28 protein-coding genes are annotated in these 19,764 nt (G+C 46.9%); 19 read left to right on the forward strand and 9 right to left on the reverse strand.

What is annotated here, in order from left to right; all coding sequences use genetic code 11:
• The first annotated feature begins 57 nt into the window (after positions 1-57).
• Positions 58-1,059, forward strand: a complete 1,002-nt coding sequence (locus JW727_00520; protein MBN2094508.1) for a hydroxyacid dehydrogenase — start codon at positions 58-60, stop codon at positions 1,057-1,059.
• On the opposite strand, the gene JW727_00525 is transcribed toward JW727_00520, so the two are convergent.
• The gene (locus tag JW727_00525; GenBank protein ID MBN2094509.1) at positions 1,060-2,886 is read right to left on the reverse strand and encodes a minichromosome maintenance protein MCM; all 1,827 of its coding nucleotides are present in this window, start codon (positions 2,884-2,886) and stop codon (positions 1,060-1,062) included.
• 110 nt (positions 2,887-2,996) lie between these two features.
• Between JW727_00525 and JW727_00530 the strand changes: the two genes are divergently transcribed.
• The 3 genes from JW727_00530 (at position 2,997) to JW727_00540 (ending at position 5,164) form a co-directional block, all read left to right on the forward strand.
• Positions 2,997-3,878: a slipin family protein gene (locus JW727_00530; protein ID MBN2094510.1), complete on the forward strand. Its 882-nt coding sequence runs from the start codon at positions 2,997-2,999 to the stop codon at positions 3,876-3,878.
• A 5-nt stretch (positions 3,879-3,883) separates the two neighbouring features.
• Positions 3,884-4,483 (forward strand): hypothetical protein, encoded by a 600-nt coding sequence (locus JW727_00535; protein MBN2094511.1) that lies wholly within the window; start codon positions 3,884-3,886, stop codon positions 4,481-4,483.
• A gap of 111 nt (positions 4,484-4,594) precedes the next feature.
• Positions 4,595-5,164, forward strand: a complete 570-nt coding sequence (locus tag JW727_00540; GenBank protein ID MBN2094512.1) for a hypothetical protein — start codon at positions 4,595-4,597, stop codon at positions 5,162-5,164.
• Positions 5,165-5,166: 2 nt separating this feature from the next.
• On the opposite strand, the gene JW727_00545 is transcribed toward JW727_00540, so the two are convergent.
• The gene (locus tag JW727_00545) at positions 5,167-5,604 is read right to left on the reverse strand and encodes a hypothetical protein (protein ID MBN2094513.1); all 438 of its coding nucleotides are present in this window, start codon (positions 5,602-5,604) and stop codon (positions 5,167-5,169) included.
• 83 nt (positions 5,605-5,687) lie between these two features.
• Between JW727_00545 and JW727_00550 the strand changes: the two genes are divergently transcribed.
• The 10 genes from JW727_00550 to JW727_00595 all read left to right on the forward strand — a co-directional run bounded on the left by JW727_00550 (position 5,688) and on the right by JW727_00595 (position 11,864).
• Complete coding sequence (locus JW727_00550; GenBank protein ID MBN2094514.1) at positions 5,688-6,227, forward strand: hypothetical protein; 540 nt, start codon at positions 5,688-5,690, stop codon at positions 6,225-6,227.
• A 28-nt stretch (positions 6,228-6,255) separates the two neighbouring features.
• Positions 6,256-6,822, forward strand: a complete 567-nt coding sequence (locus JW727_00555) for a hypothetical protein (GenBank protein MBN2094515.1) — start codon at positions 6,256-6,258, stop codon at positions 6,820-6,822.
• 38 nt (positions 6,823-6,860) lie between these two features.
• A complete protein-coding gene (locus JW727_00560; protein MBN2094516.1) occupies positions 6,861-7,532 on the forward strand; it encodes a PD-(D/E)XK nuclease family protein in 672 nt (223 codons plus the stop codon).
• Between the two features lie 33 nt (positions 7,533-7,565).
• Positions 7,566-8,006, forward strand: coding sequence for a peptide-methionine (S)-S-oxide reductase MsrA (gene msrA / locus JW727_00565; GenBank protein ID MBN2094517.1), 441 nt, complete (start codon positions 7,566-7,568; stop codon positions 8,004-8,006).
• Positions 8,007-8,114: 108 nt separating this feature from the next.
• Complete coding sequence (locus tag JW727_00570) at positions 8,115-8,531, forward strand: hypothetical protein (GenBank protein ID MBN2094518.1); 417 nt, start codon at positions 8,115-8,117, stop codon at positions 8,529-8,531.
• A 153-nt stretch (positions 8,532-8,684) separates the two neighbouring features.
• Positions 8,685-8,849: a hypothetical protein gene (locus JW727_00575; protein ID MBN2094519.1), complete on the forward strand. Its 165-nt coding sequence runs from the start codon at positions 8,685-8,687 to the stop codon at positions 8,847-8,849.
• A gap of 33 nt (positions 8,850-8,882) precedes the next feature.
• Entirely contained in the window at positions 8,883-9,308 is a 426-nt protein-coding gene (locus tag JW727_00580; GenBank protein MBN2094520.1) for a hypothetical protein, read from the forward strand.
• 125 nt (positions 9,309-9,433) lie between these two features.
• Positions 9,434-10,066 (forward strand): hypothetical protein, encoded by a 633-nt coding sequence (locus JW727_00585; GenBank protein MBN2094521.1) that lies wholly within the window; start codon positions 9,434-9,436, stop codon positions 10,064-10,066.
• Between the two features lie 57 nt (positions 10,067-10,123).
• Positions 10,124-10,573 carry a hypothetical protein gene (locus JW727_00590; GenBank protein MBN2094522.1) on the forward strand — a complete coding sequence of 150 codons (450 nt, stop codon included), beginning with the start codon at positions 10,124-10,126 and terminating at the stop codon, positions 10,571-10,573.
• Positions 10,574-10,625: 52 nt separating this feature from the next.
• Entirely contained in the window at positions 10,626-11,864 is a 1,239-nt protein-coding gene (locus tag JW727_00595) for a hypothetical protein (GenBank protein MBN2094523.1), read from the forward strand.
• A gap of 50 nt (positions 11,865-11,914) precedes the next feature.
• On the opposite strand, the gene JW727_00600 is transcribed toward JW727_00595, so the two are convergent.
• Together JW727_00600 and JW727_00605 are read right to left on the reverse strand one after the other, a co-directional pair.
• Positions 11,915-13,357: a hypothetical protein gene (locus tag JW727_00600; GenBank protein ID MBN2094524.1), complete on the reverse strand. Its 1,443-nt coding sequence runs from the start codon at positions 13,355-13,357 to the stop codon at positions 11,915-11,917.
• Positions 13,358-13,392: 35 nt separating this feature from the next.
• Positions 13,393-14,388 (reverse strand): hypothetical protein, encoded by a 996-nt coding sequence (locus JW727_00605; protein ID MBN2094525.1) that lies wholly within the window; start codon positions 14,386-14,388, stop codon positions 13,393-13,395.
• Positions 14,389-14,476: 88 nt separating this feature from the next.
• On the opposite strand from JW727_00605, the gene JW727_00610 reads away from it, so the two are divergent.
• The gene (locus tag JW727_00610; protein MBN2094526.1) at positions 14,477-14,965 is read left to right on the forward strand and encodes a hypothetical protein; all 489 of its coding nucleotides are present in this window, start codon (positions 14,477-14,479) and stop codon (positions 14,963-14,965) included.
• A gap of 65 nt (positions 14,966-15,030) precedes the next feature.
• Here JW727_00610 and yciH read toward each other — a convergent pair whose 3' ends face one another.
• Together yciH and rpmC are read right to left on the reverse strand one after the other, a co-directional pair.
• Positions 15,031-15,339 carry a stress response translation initiation inhibitor YciH gene (gene yciH, locus JW727_00615; GenBank protein ID MBN2094527.1) on the reverse strand — a complete coding sequence of 103 codons (309 nt, stop codon included), beginning with the start codon at positions 15,337-15,339 and terminating at the stop codon, positions 15,031-15,033.
• Positions 15,339-15,530 (reverse strand): 50S ribosomal protein L29, encoded by a 192-nt coding sequence (gene rpmC, locus JW727_00620; GenBank protein MBN2094528.1) that lies wholly within the window; start codon positions 15,528-15,530, stop codon positions 15,339-15,341. Before rpmC ends, yciH begins: the two co-directional genes overlap by 1 nt.
• A gap of 107 nt (positions 15,531-15,637) precedes the next feature.
• Between rpmC and JW727_00625 the strand changes: the two genes are divergently transcribed.
• Positions 15,638-16,594: a hypothetical protein gene (locus JW727_00625; GenBank protein MBN2094529.1), complete on the forward strand. Its 957-nt coding sequence runs from the start codon at positions 15,638-15,640 to the stop codon at positions 16,592-16,594.
• A 9-nt stretch (positions 16,595-16,603) separates the two neighbouring features.
• Complete coding sequence (locus JW727_00630) at positions 16,604-17,095, forward strand: hypothetical protein (GenBank protein ID MBN2094530.1); 492 nt, start codon at positions 16,604-16,606, stop codon at positions 17,093-17,095.
• A 124-nt stretch (positions 17,096-17,219) separates the two neighbouring features.
• Here JW727_00630 and JW727_00635 read toward each other — a convergent pair whose 3' ends face one another.
• Together JW727_00635 and rpsH are read right to left on the reverse strand one after the other, a co-directional pair.
• On the reverse strand, positions 17,220-17,396 hold the full coding sequence (locus JW727_00635) for a hypothetical protein (protein MBN2094531.1): 177 nt from the start codon (positions 17,394-17,396) through the stop codon (positions 17,220-17,222).
• 77 nt (positions 17,397-17,473) lie between these two features.
• The gene (gene rpsH, locus JW727_00640) at positions 17,474-17,860 is read right to left on the reverse strand and encodes a 30S ribosomal protein S8 (protein ID MBN2094532.1); all 387 of its coding nucleotides are present in this window, start codon (positions 17,858-17,860) and stop codon (positions 17,474-17,476) included.
• A gap of 322 nt (positions 17,861-18,182) precedes the next feature.
• On the opposite strand from rpsH, the gene JW727_00645 reads away from it, so the two are divergent.
• Both JW727_00645 and JW727_00650 read left to right on the forward strand, forming a co-directional pair.
• Positions 18,183-18,602 (forward strand): NUDIX hydrolase, encoded by a 420-nt coding sequence (locus JW727_00645; protein MBN2094533.1) that lies wholly within the window; start codon positions 18,183-18,185, stop codon positions 18,600-18,602.
• Between the two features lie 148 nt (positions 18,603-18,750).
• On the forward strand, positions 18,751-19,023 hold the full coding sequence (locus tag JW727_00650; protein MBN2094534.1) for a hypothetical protein: 273 nt from the start codon (positions 18,751-18,753) through the stop codon (positions 19,021-19,023).
• A 179-nt stretch (positions 19,024-19,202) separates the two neighbouring features.
• Here the strand turns inward: JW727_00650 and JW727_00655 are convergent, their stop codons facing one another.
• The gene (locus tag JW727_00655) at positions 19,203-19,601 is read right to left on the reverse strand and encodes an uL14 family ribosomal protein (GenBank protein ID MBN2094535.1); all 399 of its coding nucleotides are present in this window, start codon (positions 19,599-19,601) and stop codon (positions 19,203-19,205) included.
• Between the last annotated feature and the right edge of the window lie 163 nt (positions 19,602-19,764).

Below are 19,764 nucleotides of genomic sequence, written 5' to 3' on the forward strand. Positions count from 1 at the left end.
CCTCTAAAGGTTTTCTTAATTGGATTCAGATTCATTTAATATCAGTTTCCTATCATTATGGCAAAAATCGCCTTTTTTGAAGTCAGGCCCTGGGAGGAGGAATACCTTTCAGGGAAGCTTAAGGGGCATACTTTGCAGTTTTTTTCCGAGCCGGTTTCTGGCAAGAATCTTGAGAAGGCAGAGGATTCTGAAATTATTGCGGCGTTCATCAGCTCGAAGGTAACGCCAGAAGTCCTTAAAGCCCTCCCAGACCTAAAGCTGGTATCAACCATGTCGACCGGCTTTGACCATATTGACCTTTCCGCCTGCTCTGCAAGGGGAATCAAGGTCTGCAACGTGCCCTGCTACGGCGAAAACACCGTAGCGGAGCACACTTTCGCGCTTATCCTGTCGCTTTCAAGAAACGTCCACAAGTCATATGTAAGAACTTTGAAGGACGACTTTTCGATTGATGGCCTTGTGGGCTTCGACCTCAAGGGGAAGACAATCGGTATAATCGGCGGCGGCCACATTGGCCTTCACGTCGCAAGGATGGCAAGGGCGTTTGGTATGCACGTTCGCGTTTATGACGTCAACAGAAACGAGTTTTTGGCGGAAGTCATAAACTTCAAGTATTCGCCGCTTGGCGAGCTTCTGGCAGAGTCTGACATCGTCTCGCTTCACGTGCCTTACAACAAAAACACGCATCACCTGATAAACCGGGAAAACATCGCCAAGATGAAAAAGGGCGCAGTCCTGATAAACACGGCAAGAGGCGCGGTCGTCGACACTGACGCGCTTTATGAGGCATTGAAGTCGGGAAAGATTTCAGGTGCCGGCCTTGACGTAATCGAGGGCGAAGACCTGATAAAGGAGGAGCATGCGCTCCTGCACGAGTCCGGAAACCCGGGCAAGTGGCGTGAGATTGTGCGCGACCAGAAGATTTTCAGGATGGACAATGTGGTTTTCACGCCTCACAATGCCTTCAATAGCCGTGAGGCCCTGATAAGAATCCTGGACACGACTGTGGAAAACATCGAGGGCTTTTTGAAGGGCGGGAAGGCGAATTTTGTTGGTTAGTTATAATAGCCTAATGTGATCTTTTTTAGTTAAGGGATAGCCAAAAATTAGTCCTTCATCACTTAACCTTTTGATAAGTTTTTCTAAGTTCTCAATATTGCTTTCGTTTGCTTTTTTGGAAAGTTCTTCAAGAGATACCTCCTTTCCGGGGTCGTTTTTTTCTAAGGATTTTATTAAATCGAAGAGCTTACTTAGATTAGAACGGGATTCTGAAGCTACGGGTTCGGGTGCTTTAGCTTCAAAGTTAAATCTCAGGTCTCTTAGATAGGCATTTACAATTCTAATGGCCCTCCTAGTATCTTCCTCTTCTACTTTGCAGGATAATCTGGCTCTGGCTGAAGCTTCAGAAAGCTTGTGCAGAGTTTCGGTTATTCTCAAGGGATTTAGCCATTCGGGAGTTAGGTATTCTTGAAGTGGAATTTTTTTACTTAATCCTTCGCAGAACGCTCCAAGTTGTTTTTGGCGCTCTTCAGTAAACTCAAGAATTCGTATATTTGTTTTTGAGTATCTGAGGTATTCCTCTAATTTCTCCTTTTTCAACATATCTTCTTGTTCAGGAGGAGTGGAAGTATCGTTAACCTTTAATTCTCTTTTAATAAAAATCAGATCAAACAGGGGGGCTAGGTCTTTGAATATTAGTTGTTCATCCAAGGATACATAGTCTGAGATTACACCTCGTCTAGGATATGCACACACAATCACTCCAAAATTACCTTCATACCCCATAGTGAATTCCAGAAGTTCCCTTAGTTTTTTGTCTTGTTGGAATTCATCGAAAATTACGGTCCAAGGTTTTTCTTCTTCGAATTTTTTTCCTATGGCATTTGTGGTGGCTATCAGTGGAATCTCGTAGGTCTTTGGTAAGTTGCTTTGGATATTTTTTAAGAGTGAGGTTTTTCCTGTGCCAGGATTACCTACGATGAGTATCTTTATATTCCCTTGGAGAATATTTCCATCCTTGCTCTGCTTAGTTATCCCCCCAAAAGAGAGTAATAATAACGCTTCTGCCAGTTCCTTATAATCCCTGGCACAAGGCATGATTCTTTCTGAAAGCTTTTCAAAGAAATTTGGGGTTTTTGATAGTTCTTGAAAGTGCTCATATTGTTTGGGGTTCTTGACCACCGCAGGTTCAGTTTCTTCACCTTCAATAGAGTTTACTTCAAAAACGAGGTTAGGCTGATATAGGTTGTCCTCTGGGAGTCTTTTCAATTCCATTAAGATTCCATTTACCCTTAGGGAATTGCCTGCTTTCATCCTAGAATGTACCTCTGGATTCGATAGGGGTTCATTAAATCTTAGCTCTAGTTTTTGCTTGGTTTCTGGATCAGAAATAATTATTCTAAACTGGTTCGTTTTTTTATTGTCCTTGATGGGTATATCTTTGAGGTTCTTGCAAATAGGACACGGTGCATATTCCAGTCGTTCCCTGAGTTGTTTTTGTTCGAAGAGATTGCCACAATTAGCGCATTCATGAATCGTTTTGGTAATTCTAATATGTATCTCAGAAACTTCAGAGATATATCCCCTTAAGGTCAAAAACTTGCCCAAGTGTTTCATTTTCATGTTTTTTAAGGTTACTTCTTGGCTTTTTGGGAGGTTCCTGAACTGTATTGCGGGCAGTCTTGGCAGGTCAAAGTCCTCGACAACTTCTCCAAAAAGCGCAATATATTCCTCAGGCGACTCCAGAAGCTTCTCTCCAATCTCCGGCGCAAACTTATCAAGGTCTGCGAAATTCACCACAAGCGGCTTTCCGTGAGTCGATGCAAATACCAGGGGGTCGTAGTACTCTGCCCTTATGAAATCGTATATCTGCTCTTTAAGTTCCATAACCTATCCACCTATTTACTCTTTCTTAAAAAGACTCTGAAACAGGCGGAACATTTGAAGTAGCAAGAGTCAGAAATTTGGATTTAAATAACTATTCTCGTGTAACAATTATGTCAGAAAGCTCAGAGGTTCAGGCGTACGCGAACAAGTTCACAGAGAGCGTGGTTTCCGGCGCTCCTGCAATCAGCGCAGGCGACAATTTCAGCCCTTATACTTCAGGAGTCCCAAAGGACTACCAGAAAGGGCTTATTGCCATTTCAAACAGGATAATCCCGGGAGTTTACCCGTTTACTGTCGACCAGTACGACAAGTGCGTCAAGTTCCGGCTTGGAAAATACGTCGGAACCCTTGAGCCGGGGCTTCGCTGGTATATCCCGGGAATCGATGATATTACCGAGGTTGACATGAGGATTACCCCTATGGACATAAGGACGCAGGAGGTCATTTCTGAGGACAACGTGACGCTTTACGTCAACGGCGTCGTTTTTTACAGGGTCGAAAGCCCGGAAAAGGCGGTTCTTGGCGTAAGCGACTACAAGGCCGCAGTGGCTCAGCTTGCCCAGTCGGCTCTTAGGGACATGTGCGGAAAGGCAAACCTTGATGACATCCTGACCAAGAGGGAAGAGCTTGGAAGAAAAATCAAGGAGATTGTCGACAAGGAAACTGATGTCTGGGGAATCGACATAGCTGACGTCAAAATTACTGATATTTTCCTGCCTGAAAACATGAAGCGGGCGATGGCAAAGCAGGCGGAAGCCGAAAGGGAAAGGCGCGCCAAAGTCATTTCAGCCGAAGGCGAAGTCCAGGCGGCAAAGAAGCTCATCGAGGCCGCAAGAACGCTTGAGGGCTCGAAAGTCGCGCAGAACCTTCGGGCATACCAGGCACTTGGGGAAATCACAGGGGAAGGAAAGTCCACAATTGTTTTCCCTTACCCGCTTGACCTGTCAGGGATTTCAAATTATCTTAAGGGGGAGGCAAAGGCCTCGGCGTAAATATTATGGACGGTGATGTTGGAATGGTGATTGAGCTTAAGGGAGATTTTAAGGCCTACGAAGGCCCCTGGGAGGATATTTCAGACCTTTCCAGGTATTCAAAAAGGGCGCTTCGGGAGTTTGCTCCCAAGACAGGTTTGAGGGATAGAATTGCAAGGAGGGTTGCCGGCTATGACGGTTCGCTTAGCAGTGAATTTTTAAGAGGCCTTGAAGTTCCAAAAAGAGGCCAGAGTTTTGAGGATTACAGGGCTTCATATTTCATAGATAAAGACATACCCTTAGGAATTAAGCAGTTCTCTTCGGTTCGGGATTCAGGCGCAAGCCTTTCCTGGGGGAGTGTATTGTCCTATGGAGAAATGGTGGAGATTATGGCTACCCAAATGAACGTGTTGCAGAATGGGGGTCGTGCTTCAGAGTTTCTTGAGCTAAACCCTGCAGATGCTTTTGTAAGCACTCTACAATTGAAAGAGGATTCTTTGAGCATGGGTCTTAGTGGGACAGGCCCCTACAAAAAAACAGCCCTTGAAGTAGGGCACAAGATAGAAGAAAAAGCACGTGACCTGGATATGCGTATTTTCAAGAGCCGGAAGCAGTATGGCTATTAGGAATTAGAGTATGTCAGAAGCAAAAAATATGGGGGCACATTTGGGCGAACTTGAAATGTACAAGGCGCCACATTATCTTTGGGAACAGGTTAAGGTCTTAGAGTAAGCATTATGGGGACAATCTTTAGTGGTTCGTACGGGGGTTCTTGGGAGGAGGTTTCAGAGCTCCCCAGAACTGCAAGTGGCGCCTTTAAGGAAATTACTCCTGGGACGAAATTAAGGGACAGGATTGCCAGAAAAGTTGCTGGTTATGAGTGTGCGCCCAGTTGGGCCTTTCAGGAAGGAATCGTCTATCCGGGTACAGACCAGAGCTTTAAGGCATATTCCATGTGTATGCCAAGGGTTGATGGCGGTACCATGGCAGGCCTTATCGTTAGCTTGACTCATCCAGGATTTGTACCAGCAAGAGGGCACTATTATATTGAGGGAGACTTGCCAAGTGTTTTTAATTTTTCCGTAATCAGGAATGAGCCAAAACACCCTTTCCTATCAAGACCTTTCGGCTGTAGCCCCGGAGATACCTTACTGTACTCCCACAATATTGGCGAGGGTTTTTGCAACCTTCGGCTTATGGGAACCGGACCGTATGAAGAAACCGTTCGTAAGGTGGGCAGTTCGATAGCAGCAAAAGCAAGAGATTTGAGGTTGGATGACCTGGATGAGATACCCCATCTGGGCTAATTTTAGGTCCTATTAATCACCGGCTTACTCCTGTAAGCTTTATAGTGTGGGTCTGGCTTTTTTGGGTCAAGTGGTTCCCAGATAAGTTTATAAGTTCCGCCGCTGGTTGTCAGGGTGGCTTCTTCAAACAGGAATCCTCTCTTGTCTTCAGGTATTGTGGTGTGCTTTAAGGGCACCACACCAATGCTTTCAACTTTTACTCCGGCCAGCTCTCCCAGTCCTTTTATGGGGGGTTCTTTTGGCGAGTAGGCGCTTGAAACATAGAAGCCATCAGCTGAACCCGGCAGTATTTCTGGTAGATTTGGGCATCTAAGGTAAAGTGAGGGGTTTTCATTGCCCTCTAGAATAAATCCGTGGTGGCTTTCGGTTGCGCCTACAATTCTTCCCACAAGTTCTTCTGGAATTTTGACATTACCCCATGAAATGCTTCGATATACCATAAAGATAGTCTCTAAAATATTTATAACTTTGGGGTGGTTTATATCATATTAATCGGCTTTATTAGCGTTTGGTGATGTCATTTATGTTTGAGAAGAAACAAGAATTCTGGGGGACAGGCCTTGAGTGCAGGTTTGGAGGTGACTGGCAAAAGATGGCAACTTTGAGCAGAATAACTTATAATCAATTGGTCAAGGTGCTTCCCAGGATTCCCACCTACAGCGTTATTCATCCTGAACTGCTCCCGGGAAAGGTTGGTTCGCCAAGCTTCTTTCTTGAGGGCTACCTTGTACCCAAACGCGAGGAGAGTTTCAGTGATTATCAGGAACGCGCTGCAAATAACGGTCTGACTACTAGGGATGGTGTGGTCAGGTATATTGACTGCGCCTTTCACACAAACACCCGATTTCCTGCTTTGAAGTCTCGCCTTGGCAAGCCACCTATGGACCATTTTTCCTTTCAGTCGGGCATCGGACCGGATAGGTTTGAGCTTAAGATAGAAGGGCTTGGAAATTACGCCCTGCCCGCAGGCCAGGTTGCTTCTGTTGTTATGAATAATGCCGAATTTGACCCTGGTGTCAAAATAACCTATTTGCGCCCTTCAGAAATGGCTCTTTTTTGCTGAAATTTATTAATTCTTAGTGGTTATTTTTATGGCAGGAATAGGTTCGGGAAAAGTAGGATTGCTTGCCTACAGGGGCTATTGGGAGAATGTTTCTGGTCTCGCAAGAGAGACTCGAGGTATTTTGGATAAGTATCGGAATGAAATGCCCCGGTATAGTATACAGAGTTCCAACTTTGGGCATCCATTTGTGATTGCGGCTGGCTTAAGTGAGAAAAATAAGGTACCATTCCTTAAAGATTTAAGGGTGCCAGAAGAGGAGCAGAGTTTTAAGGTTTACTGTCTAAGTCTGGGTTTTGATCCGCCCAAGGGATCCAAGGGTGGGCTGACACAAGTAGACACTGGTGGAAATATTGAAGCCCTACTTGGTGGTTTTAAAGAGGTGGGAGAAGATGTAACTGTAGACCTGATGCGGGTTGGTCTTAGATTGAGTCCAAAGCTCTATGAGACACTTCTTATTGGTTTTGGCAATTACGAATCGACCGCAGAAAAAATCGCTTCCGAAATTCTTGATGCAGCAAAAGAAAGGAATATGGAGCCACTTAAGATGAAGCGGTCTGGTGGGATTGGTCGGACACTGAGAGGTCTTTTTAATTGAGTGTTCGAAACAAAACTATTTTTACGCCCAGGTCTATTATGGCCTACAAGCTTTCACCGTCTAGCTTATCCCTGATGGAGGATTGCCCAAGGTGCTTTTGGATTCACTTCAACAGGCACAAGCAGAGGCCGCAGGGGATTTTTCCGTCTCTGCCTTCGGGAATGGACAGGATTTTGAAGGAGCATTTTGACAGGTTCATGGAGCGGGGCGAGCTTCCGCCGGAACTCCGGGAAAACGGTAGCTGCAACGGATTTCGCCTCTTTGACAATAAGGGCCTTTTAAAAGTCTGGAGAAACAATTTCCGGGGGATTTCCTGGGCTGACAGCGAGGAAAACATCCTGCACGGGGCGGTCGATAACATCATGGTTAATGGAAATAAGCTTATAGTTCTTGACTACAAGACGCGGGGCTTTCCTTTGAAGGAGGACACGGCAGAGCACTACCGAAACCAGCTTGACCTGTACAATTTCCTGCTCCGGAAAAACGGGTTTGAAACTGAGGACTTTGCATTCCTTCTGTTTTATGTCCCAAGGGAGGTCCTTGACAGCGGCTCAGTTGTTTTCGACACGACTCTTGTCAGGATGAATGTAAGCGTGGAAAACGCGGCAAAGATCTGGAACCGCGCGATTTCCCTCCTTAAAGGCCCCTGCCCGGAGAATGGGGGCGAGAAGGAATGCGAGTGGTGCCGGCTTCTGGAGGTACCCGACTGAAGGTTAAATACTGGGGATGAGGATAGATGAGTTATGGAGAAAGCCGCGTTTGGCGCAGGATGCTTTTGGCACGCAGAGGAGGCATTTGGAAAACTTTCCGGAGTAAAAAGCACTGAAGTTGGTTATATGGGCGGCTCGAAGAGGAATCCAACTTACGAAGAAGTATGCCGGGGAAACACGGGGCATGCAGAAGTAGTTTTGGTCGAATATGACCCGAAAGAAATCACTTATAGAGCGCTTCTGGATGCATTTTGGCAAATCCATGACCCAACCCAGCTAAACCAGCAGGGGCCTGACATTGGCGCCCAGTACCGCTCGGTTATCTTTTATTACACTGAGCGCCAGAAAAAGGAGTCAAGTGAATCAAGAGACCAGAGGCAGAAGCGTATCGGAAAGAAAATTGTGACGGAAATCCGGCGGGCAAGCCATTTCTGGAGGGCTGAGGATTACCACCAGAAATACCTTGAAAAGTAAGAATCTCTTCCCTGACCCGTGTCGCCAGAAATCTTCATTTCAGGTTATATCTCTGGCAATGTATTCTCGTCTTCCGGCACCTTTCTAAGTATCTTTCGTTTGCAAGTTATGGGAACAACAACGCTTAATCTAGGACCCAAAGAAGTTGAAGACAGAGTTTCGGCATACCTCGGTAGATGGGGCAATGATCGGAGAGTAGAATTTTACGACCAGACGGGCAAGTGGGCGATAATGTGCGGCACCGGGCGGACGGGTGAGGAAGGCAAAAGCGCAAGCTATCGTTTGCCTATAGAAGAGGTCAGTGGAACCTTTGCCGATGCTGTTCGACGTGCAGTAGCCCTGGATGAGTTCTACGGAAGGCCTTTTGATGAAACCCTCTATAACGCGGGAGGAACTACAAGCGGATGGGTTAGGCCATTGGAATCCGAAGGAACTTCCTTGCTTCCGATTACTCCCAAAGAACTTAAAGCTAGGGGTGGCGAACTTGGCTTTCTTTTGCCCGAGTATGTGGCTCAGCTCGGCTAGTACTATTGGCAGTTTTTGTTTGTGTTTTTATGTTGATTTTGGCTTGATTGCTCTGTGAAATCGCCCTCTGGCTTCCAAAACCCGCTTTTTTAGCCCTTTTCCCAGGAATGCCTTTCCTGGCAGGGGCTATTTATTTTTAAAAGAAAGGGTTTTATGGCAACCAAAAAACCTTTGTCCAAGAAACTAAAGCTTATAGCAGTCGCAAAGAAGCCGGCTCCACGGTGGTGCGACATAAAGAGATTTGGCTTAAAAAGAGCAAGAGGAAGGAGGATAAGGGCTAACGTCAAGAACTGGAGGCGTGACAAGTACAAGATTTAGATTTCCTGCCATTTTCCGTACGGTTTTGAATATATGGTTCACTATTTAGCTTATCTTACTGGCATGATTGTAAACAGTTTGGTTCTGAAAAATGGGCACGCTCCAAAGAGACTTTCCTGGATGGATTCAAGAGATGACTGGCAGTATATTGAGATAAGGGGCGGCCAAAATAGGTATCAGGGGCAAAAAGAGTTGATGGAATATGTTGTGGAAGTTTTTGGCAAGCTTAGGCCGAAAGCCCAGGTAAGGTGCGATTGCAGTGACGGCTGCCACTTGGAGAACCGGTCAAACCCAATTTCCCCAATCCCATACTTTTCAGTGGAGGCCTGTGGCGAAAATGGCCTCCTGCTCGTGCCGGAAAATCCCAGAAAGGGTCTTCTCCGCTATATTTCGCGAAGGTTTGCAGAGGCGGTTTTGACTGATTATCCTCAGGTCATTCCGGAAAGGGCAAGGGCTTAAATATTTTCCCAAGATATATGAATGGAATTGGACAGAATATCCGGGATTAGCGCATTTTTCAAGAGCGGCTTTTTTGTCTGGTTTTTTTAGGAGAAGGTAACTTCTTCTAACCTAAGAAAGTTACTATGAAATGCAGCGACATATCTTCGGGTATCTACGTCAAAAATGAGCGGAGCGGAGTTATTCTCCCGAAAGAGGGCTTGAGGTGCAGCGGAAAACCAATAGCGGGGCTTAAGGAAGGGCTTAAGGACATGTATGTGGGGCTCGGCTTTTCACACCCTACTGACGGAAAAACTCTCCAGAGAATCCTTTACCAGACCGCAGGCGATTATGGCATGCACCTGGTCGAAAAGGACCGGAAAGAAGGCCTCAAAATTGTGCCTGTTGAGTACAGGAAAGGGGCGGCAAGGATGCCTGAAGGGGAAGACACAATAGTTGGATACTATTCCCCCTTCGCAGACAAGCGCCTCAAGGTGCTGATGCCGGTTGGCGGATATTTTGACCCGTCCTGGACATACGCCCGGCTCTCTTTAGCACACGAGCCCTGGTACGGTTTGGAGTGGGAAGGGCCGAGGTATTCCATGTTTGGAACCGATGGCCACCTTGCAGGGACTCTTCTGGCAGTGGGCAAAAATATTGCCCGCAGGGTTGATAAACACGCAGAGATTACAGCGAGAGAGGTTTTACTGCCTATTGCGAAGCTTGACGCATTATCCTTAGGCGGGCCGGGATTCCTGGCTGAAGCAGCGGGGTTATAGCGAGCGCCTTTTATTTTCCTTTCTTTTTGTTTTAATGAAATTCTGCTTAATTGCCTTATGGCTTCTTATTTGCCCGGCAAGGCGCCGCCCGTTCTTGGCATCGAGATTTCTGAAACCCAAAACCGCCCCACTTACATGAGGACTTTTTCGCCGCTTAAGGTAACGGTCAATTTTCCAAAAGACGGCCTTGGCAGTTCCAGCGGCGGAATGGATTATATAAGAGGCGCTTTGCTTAAAGCCGTCCCAAACAGCGAAAGATGCGGAAGTTGCAGGGTTGGCGGGGAGTACATAAGAGAAAATGTAAATGGCAGTTCGACAGACCCCAGAACCAGGTTTTCCATAACAGGGACTTCTGAAGGAGACCGGGATAAGGTAATAATAACCTGTGAGCATATCCCACCTGACCTTGCTTTGCGCTACCTGGGCAGTTTTCTTGGGGGGCTCGAAACGGACCACGGCAATAAAATTCCGATAACCGGAAGGAATCTTTTGGGCGGGAAGACTTAGCTTCTGATTTGAGTCATATTTACTATCTTAAGGTATTGGCCTTAGAACATTCATGAAGGACATTGTTTATTGCAAAACCCCCGCCGAATGGCTGAGAGTCAGTGAGAATCTGGAAGACCCAGTCCACATACCCCTAAACAGGATAATAATCAACTATGAAGGGAGCGACGGTAAAGGAAGCATTTATCAGGACTTGGACCAGCTTCCTATTGTCGCAAGGCTTAATGACATAAGCCAACTGGGACTAGCTGACCGGTGTACCAAGAGCATCCAGGCCTGTGGAACCCGATATGGGCACTCAATCATATGCGCAAGCAAGATTGACCGCTTGGCCCAGATACATGACCTTGACAGGGAGCTTGGCGTTTGTGCCGGCATGACACACGATGTCGCTACGCCACCCCGTTCAGACTCTTCTGCAGTGGGATTGTCATTAAGCGACGAAGGATGGTTCGGGTATGTTATTGACCAGTGCCCTGAGCTTGATGCCCTGCTGGACAAATATTCTGTTTCAAGGGGCGAGCTTGTCGATGCGGTTAGGGGCAGAGGCAAGAACCCGATAACGCAGCTTATCAACCGCCCCGGCTCTCTTGATGTAGACCGCTGTAGTTATACGGCATATGACTCGCAAAATCTTGGCATGGTCCCGTGGGGCTGTATTGAGGCACAACCAGACCCTTTCAGCAGTATTGATTTGTACAATGGCGAGATTGTTTTCCTGGACCCTGATTCCGTCGCCAAGTGCCTGGACTCAAGAGTGAACTTGTTTGAGAGGTTCTATAAGAATCCCTGCCTCAGGGCCAAGGAAGCGTTTGCGGGGGAAGTGGCAAGGGAGTTGATGGACAAAGGAATAATCGACCACAAGTCGATTTTCAGAATGGTCGATGTGGAGTACGATAAGCTGGTTTTGAAGCATGGAGGAATACTTGGAGAGCGTCTGTATCGGCTTGATGGATTTGACTCGTACGGCTCGGTTCAGGCAGGCGAAGCCGAACTCAAAGGTCACCTTCAGCAAATTACAGACCGCCCGTTTGTAATCAAGAGGCACAAGGTCTTTGACCCAGGTGTTGAGACACCAGTTGTGGTAGATGGAACGGTTATGCCCTATCGGGAATGGAACCCGGTGCATGCAGGACAGCTCAAGCGCAGAATGGGAAAGTGGGACCGCACTTTTGTTTATGGTTATGAGAACGACAAAGTCCTTGAGAGGGCAGTTGATGGTGCCAGAAGAGAGTTTGGCTTTGATGCGGCGACCCGTATGGAGGAAATGATGGAGTGCTTTGATTCCTGAGGCGCGTATTAAGGGCAGAATATTGAAAGGGCTTTTCTGCGGGGGAAGAGCTATGCCTTTTGTTCCCCGGCGGGCTTTTCTGCAGTTTTTTCACGCTTCACACGCCGTTTCCTCTTCGTTTTCTGCCCATCTTTTTTCTCGCCCTTTCCTGACTTGATGATTGCAAAGTTTATCGGGTTTTTTATCTTCCCGCAAAGAGGGAGGGGATGGCAGATTGCGATGTCTTTGTAGAACATTCCGTTTTCGCAGTTTGGTGGCAGGACATTTCGCGCCTGCTTTTTGTGCCAGGCAAGCTGCGCCTTTACAAAGCCCTCTCTCATGCCCATCCTTTTTCCCCAGTCGAGAACTGTTTCCTCGACTTCAGCCCATGTCCAGTTGCAGGACCTGAGGAAAGCGATAAGCGTGAAGACGCTTCTCTTCCTCCCGTCCTTGAGGTTTGTCAGGATTGCTTCGATGCAGGGCGGGAAATTCTCCCTTGCTATCTTGTCCTTGAAGGAAACGAACTCTCTCTGGGGCTTTTTGTCCAGGCCCTCTTTTTCTGATTTCCAGGCACCTTCTATTTTCTTGTTCCAGAATATTGCGTCGCTTATCAGCGCTTCGCCCCCATGTTTGTTGCCGGAGATTTCAATGTCCTTAAAGTCAAAGTTTCCGATTTCAGCCATTTCGGGCAGGAACATTTCAAGGTCAGAGGGGCTTATCAGCACCGACGCTTTGCCGGTCTTTTCATGGATGGAATAGGGAATCCTGAAGAGGTGGCGGTTACTCCAGTCGATTTCAAGATAATTTAGCCACCGGTTTTCCTCAAGGCAGAGCTTGATTCTTTCAAGTTCCTGATCCGTTATGAAGCTTGGCAGGTTTTTGAGGATTTTGGAGTCGCTTTGTGTGATTTCGGTTGGAGAGAGCAGGTGGATAACGCCTTCAAGGTAGGTGGAGCGGATGCTGTTTGCTTCATTTTGGATAATGTCTTTTGTGAGCTCAAAAGCGGACCTGTACCTTAAGAACCTACTCAGGAGTTTTGGAATCTCCGGGTATCTCAAGCGGGTTTCTTTGTAGTCAAAGGCATCCGGCAGGTTTTCCCAGAAAACGCAGAAGTGAAATCCACGCCTCCCGGAGAACTTGACAATGTACTTAAGCCCGTATCCGTCAAGGATGCTTCTGACAATAAGGGCCGCCTTTTTTGCTTCCTCGACGCCCTTATCCGAATCTATGTCGATTATCCAGTCAAAGCCCGTCCGAAGTTCGTCCTGGTTTCTTTCATCAATCAGGAGCGGGTTTGTCCACCTCTCGACAGAAGAGTGGAAGCTTGCAGCCCCTCTCATCACAAGCCCCGGAACATCGTTAGGGTACATCAGAATTGACGGGCGCCTGAAGTAAGCCCCGTCAATCATTCTTCCGACCACTTCCCTTCCGCGTCCGAATTCCCAGAGGAGATTCTGGAGGTCCTTGTTCGAGTAATATTGCACCAGTTCCTGCTTAGTGAGTATCCTCTCCATAAATGGCTTTTTAAAGAATAGGGGTAATCTGCCCGCTAGAAAAGCCGCATTAGTTCGCTCTCGCTTATTGGCTCTGGAATAGTATTTAGCCCTCTTTGATAGGCCTTATCAAGCTCTGCAATCTTTTTTGGCTTGCCCCGGCTGTTTCCTCTGAGAAACAGGCCGTTTCCAATTTGCATTTTTTCCATTATTTCTGCGCCAGGCGGAGTGCCAATCCTTGTCGAGCTATGGTCGGTCTTTAGAAGCCCAAGCCCTGAGCGGGAAATTCTCGACAAAACATAATTGTCGCAGGCAAGTGAGCCCTCTGAGGGGAGTAATTTTAAGTCACTGTGAAGCTTTGCGCAAAATCCATTCCACTCGGCAAGCTTCAGGTAGACTTCAAAGGCCTCCTCCGGGTCCGGCTTTTTGCGGGAACTCATGGCGAGCGCTTCCTTTAGCCGGAGGTCGCTTCCGATGCTTGGGATTTCAAGCGCAATGCATGCGGTTGGGGCTCCTTCAAAGAACAGGTTTTCATAGCTTCCAAGGCACACTGGGGCGTAAGGGGAAGAAAAGCCGAACTGATTGAGGTAGTCCGTAATAAGCCCGCAGGCCTCTAGCTCATTTTCTGCCTTCTTCCGGCTGAGGACTCCAAACGACCCTGACTGTCTGTATAGTCCACATTCAATATGAGGGTCGCAGGCGTCGCTTTCCTGAAGCGGAAAATAGTTGCATTCTGGCGAGGCCAACGGGCAAGAAAATATGGAGTCATGCACTGGGCTTGGCATTGAAAGGCCCTTGCGTCTTCTTGAGTGCGCTTTCCATATGGCTTTGGGAATGTTTCCATGCGGATCAACTCCTTTTAGCTTGTAGGTCTTTTCTCCCTCTTTTAGAATGGCGCCCCGGCTTTCTGAGCTTATGGCGGAAATATCTCCGTCGCTTCTTACGACAAGCGGAAGCTTGTAGGGAAAGTCATCTGCTTTTCTGGCTCCATATGGCCAGGGTGAAAGTTTTACCTCTGCTCTCACTTTCCCAATCAGGTCGTCAAATCTCATTATTGAGCTTAAGTTTACAGTTAAGTAATGAAAATATCTTTTTTGGCGGTTTTGCAAGGATAAATACCTTTTTGCCTAATCTTCTGCTATGGCAAAGTCAAAAAAATCTGCTTTTGGCCTTCCCGTTGAGCAATTACGGGACTTTCCCGGCTGGAGTGAGGCGCCTATCCCATTTTGCCATGATTTTGCGAGGAATGACCCTAATTACAGGATTGACCCCCGGGCCGCTGCCTGGTGCTGCAAAAGGCACGAAAAGGGAAAATCCCTCTGCGTAAGGGACGAAATGCTTGAGAAAATGGGGCTCACACCGGAAGAGTTTGTAAAACTAAAGGAGGATTTTTCCAGGGAGGCCGGCCTTGACGCTGAAACCTGCTATGGCTCGCTTGCTTACTGCTGCGCAAGAAATTGCCCAATTAGGAATAGGGGCGTGTCCTTGGCAGAGGCATTTAAGGGGCTGCCTGAAGAAAAGAGGATGGAGGAGTATCACCGGCTCAAAAAAGCCCTTGCAGCCAGGATTTTAAGGGCGGCAAAAAACAAGGAGCTGGTGGAGCCGTTTATCGAGCCAGACTTGAAATGACTGCCAATAGTTAGCAAAAACTCTTGTGATTTTAATTCTAAAGCCAATATTCGACAAATGCCGCTTTACCTGACCTCAATGGATTCCTTCTTGAAGCCTTCCTCGACCAGAATATGCCGCACCTTTTCCTTGTGCTCTCCCTGCAGCCAGATTTCGTCCTTTTTTACTGTTCCGCCGCAGGCAAGGCGCATCTTTAGCGTTTTCTGGAGGTCCCTGAGGTCAACTTGCTTGGGGTCGAGCCCTGAGATGATCGTTATTTTTTTCTTGAATCGCCCAATCTGGGTGTAAATGATTATCTTCTGCTCCTCCTTGCTCATCGCGCCGCAGGTGCATATATCCCGCGGAAGTCCACAAATCGTGCATATGTCTGCCATTATTTAGCCATTGTTGTTTTCAACCGGGCAATCGTCCTTCTCATCTCCCTTAGCCGTCCTGGGTTTTTTACTGCTCCCCCGATAGCCACGTTGCTCTTTTCTTTTGCAAGCTCAAGGGTAAGCTCTCTAAGCTTTTTCTCCTTTTCGTCATCGGTCATTTTTCTAGCATCCTTTGCTCTTACTATTGCCATAATGTTATTCTTGAATATTTAATAGTCTTCAAAAACCTATTTTTGGGGCTTTTTGCCAGTCTTCCGGCCCAAATGGCTAATATATAGCCGGCTTGGCGTATAGATATATGGCTGAAAAGGTTGAGTCGGGCGATAGAAGCCCATTTTATGAAACCCTTCAGGACCCTGTCAAGCAAAGAGGATATTTTGGCGTTCTAAAAGAGACCCGTGATAGGGAAGGATTTGAGAGCTTGTATGGCAATGACGTAAAAGACCATCTTAGGAATAAGGACTTGTATGAGATTGGAGTTACGACGGGGCATGATAGTGGTAATGAGCTAAATCGTGCCATCGACGATTTTGCGTCGAGAATAGATGTCCAATCGGATAGTTGGAAAGATGAGGTTGCTTCTGAGGGCTGGAAGAGCCCTGAAGAATATGGCCTTGCGAGGGTAATGGGCTTTGACAACCGCGATGATTTTGTGGATGCTGTACGGGGCGGTTTTGACTCCAGTGCCGATTTTGGGGCGGCTTCCCGCGGGGGCTTTAGCAATTTCGATGAATGGGCAATGGCAAAAGACGCAGGGTATAGCAGTGCCAGCTCATATGATAGGGCCGTTGAGAAAATTGTCGATGGCCTTAAGGATGACCCTGAGGAGTTAAATAATATCGAACTGGAGTGGGGAAGCCCTGAGGAATATGCGCATGCAAAACTTGCCGGCTTTGAGTCAACTGAGTTTAGGGGCTGGGAGAATGCAAAAGAGGCAAAAATTTTTGACAAAGATGCCCTGGATGAGGCGGCTGAAAACCTTCAGCCAAGCGCCCTCAACCGATGGGAATGGCTGGACTACCAAAGGGATAGAGGTGTTTTGGGTGAGATTAGAGACCACATCGAGTCCTCGCTTGGAAAAGTGGACCTGTCGTCCAAAGGCATTAATTTGTCTGATGATACTTTAAGCAACATGGAAATTGCGCTTGGCGCTCTTGCAATCCTCGGGGCAGGAGTGACCGGGGCGTATGCACTCAAGAAGTTGACAAGGGAGAAGGGCTATGTCGCAAGGGCAAAAGACAAGTTCTATCGCTAATCTGAAAATATGGCAGAAAAAAGGGGGTTTGGCAAAACCGAAACCAGGATAATTGAGAGCACGTTAAGCGCTTACCAGTCCAAGAAGCCCTGCCTGAGCAGGGTGGAGGAAAAAGGCGCCTATACAAGCAATCTTAAGGAGGTAAGGAAAATTTCTACGCTGAGCGCGTCAAAGGAAATTTCGAGGCAAAAGCTTAAGCTCAAGAAATTCCTGGAAAAGGCGGAATCCGGCTATGACAGGGAAATTTCCCACTTTCTCAGGGAGCTTATAAGGGCAGAAAAGTCCGGAAATATCCAAAAGCTCAGGGCGGGCCGGGAGTTGTCGGACGCATGGGCAAGGTATTTTACTGCCTTTGAAAGTGGGCTTAAGGGGAAAAAGACAGACCCAAAAGTCCGGGAATTTGCCAAAAGCCAGGTTCTCTTTTTCAATACCCTTTCAGAGTCCATAACTAGCGCACTGAACAGCGCAAAATCCGGCTCGATGAGAAAGGTTCTGGAATAGCTGCCTTTATAAAAACTGCATGGGTTTTTTTCTGTGTTTTTGCTCAGGGGGACTGAACTGATTGCATTCTGAACCAAAAAATGAACTTTTATTGGATTAGGTTGTCAGTAGGTGATTTATAATCTTATCTCTTGCCCATCTTTGACTTGGGCCGGAAGGTGTTTACCCCACACTTCCTGCAGTGGACTTTCTTGAGCCGGACTGCAAGGGGGTTTGCTCTCTGCTTGCTTTTGCATCTCAGGCAAACAAATACATTTTCAAACAGCCGGTGATATACCGGGCCTGTGACTTTCTTTCCCATAAGAGAGTTATTCTAAATAATTTAAACCCTCCCGTCTGAAAGATTTGAAGTATGTGCGCAAAAGGGGCTTTTTGGGGCTAATAGACGTACCCGAGTATGATTCCGCCCTGGCTTCCCTCTATTTCCCTTTCGGTTGTCACCCCGTCTTTAGGGGTTGAAACAAGAAGATGGCCTACATTTTCGCCTGGAAGGAACCTGAACTTGAATTTCACGATTTCGCTTTTCTTGAACGCAATCCTGGGCTTGACGACCTTGAGCTCATTGATTTTTCCGTTTAGCTTGACCTTGAAGCTGTGGTAGTTGTTCTCTGGCAGGACTTCATAGCCCTTTATGTAGCCCTTTGCCTTAAGCACCTCAAGAATGTTCTTTATGAGGTTGCTGCTGCTGATAAGGGTCTCACTTTTACCAACCGCTTCGGCGTTCTTTATTGCCGAAAATGCGTCTGCAAGCAAGTCATGTCTCATAAATAGAGTGCTGAAAATAACTTAAATCTCACTTGCCCCTGAGGAGTTAAGTGGTTGCCCGAAGAACTTGTGTCTTTTAATAAAAAGGCGGATTTTGCAGACATATATTTTTGATTTCTGTTGTAGATTATGCCTTGTGGAAAAAAGAGAAAGAAGGGTAAGATTAAGACACATAAGCTCAAAAAGAGGAGAAAGTCCCAAAGACACAAGAAATAAGGGCTTGTTCTTTTTGGTTTGTTCTTTAGAGTGGGTTTTAAACATAGTGGTTTTGGAAGGGTAGGTAGTCCAGGAAGTGCCTGCTTTTTTATAGGTAGAGTATTTTATGAAACAGGCAGCAGATGTAATGGTGGTTGATAATCAGGGTTGCTGTCTTCTGCTTAAGCGCTCCTTGCATGCGCAGTATTCTCCAGGTCTATGGGGCTTTCCAGGAGGAAAAGTCGATGGCGGGGAAACGCCTTACCTTGCGTCAGTAAGGGAGCTTGGGGAGGAAACGGGAATAGAAGCAATCCCTCAAAAAGAGCCGTTTGCTATATGCTACTATCCCGAAAACAAGAAGGAAGGGGCAATTTTGGAAGTTTTTGTCTACAAAGTAATGCTATCCGGGCGGCCTGAAGTAAAGCTCTCTTCTGAGCATACAGCATATATCTGGTCTCCTCTGGAGGATTTGCCCGGCCCCGAGGAGATGATACTTTGCACAAGAGAAGCTTTCCGGAAGATTTTGGGCGGCTTGGCCCAAACTTAACGGCAATTGCCGATATCACGCTAAACTTTAAATACTTTTCGCGTAAAACCACCTTATGCAATTTGTCGCGGGTAAAGGTTGGAACACTAAGCCAATTTTTACATTGAGATGCTAATCCCGCGCACCTTTCTTAACTTCTTAACGCAATATGGCAATCGGTCGTTCTCGCGCGGGGGTATATTCTATAGGCAATCTGGATGAGTGTGTGGAGGTTTTCCGGAAAATCCTTCTTCCGGCGGCAGCTCTCAGGTTTTACCGGAGCAGAAGCTCTGTTCCAAGGGAGCTTGATTTCCACAAGGAGCAGTGTGTTGAGATAATAAGGGAGGCGGAGATTCCCGAGCAGCTTAGGATAAAGCTGATATTTGACCTGGAAAGGGACTACGAAAAAGTTCTTTCCTGGGCAGAGGTGAAAAATGCCTGAATCTGCAGTTAGGGTCATCAGTGTACAAAGAGCGAAAGGGTTTGAAGCTCTCCTAAGAGGTGATGGATAGAAAGAGGCAAGTATTCGGTTTCGGGCAACGGGGCGCAGTTTTGTTTCTGCCCGAAAAAAGCGTCCCGTTTAATTAGTTAAGTAAATCAGCCAACTGGTGAAAACTGCCTTTAAACTACAATTGAGGCAAGCTTTCCCACTGGAAGGTACCTCTCTACAACCTCCCTTGCTATAGGGCCTTTAATCTCGGTTCCAAGAGGGTTCAGCTTGCTGTCGGTAAGTATGATCGCATTGTCCTCAAAGGCAACCCTTACTCCAGTGTTTCTCCTGAATTCCTTTTTCTGCCTTACAATAATCCCATAGTGGACCTTGTGCCTGAGCTTAAACTCTCCCTTTGTTACAGCGCAGGTTACTATGTCGCCGACGCCTCCGCTGGGGTTTCTCCTCTTCCTGCACTGGTAGTGCTTGAAATTGATTATTTTGACCTCTTTAGCCCCGCTATTGTCGGCGCACACCAGAACACTTTCTGTCGTGAGCCCCCTTGTAATCTTGCTTGCCAGCGCTTTCATTTATACAAATGGTTTAAAAATTTAAAATACCCCCAATATTGGGCTGTTGGACAGATGTCGGTAACGAGAGGGTCTAGTATTTCGCTAGAGGTAGTTATTTATCTCTAGGTTTGTAGAATTATTGTGAGAAAAGATGGTTCCTCAAGTTCAGATGTTTAAGGGC

The sequence above is a fragment of the Candidatus Aenigmatarchaeota archaeon genome (assembly GCA_016932615.1).
GTDB lineage: Archaea > Aenigmatarchaeota > Aenigmatarchaeia > QMZS01 > QMZS01 > JAFGCN01.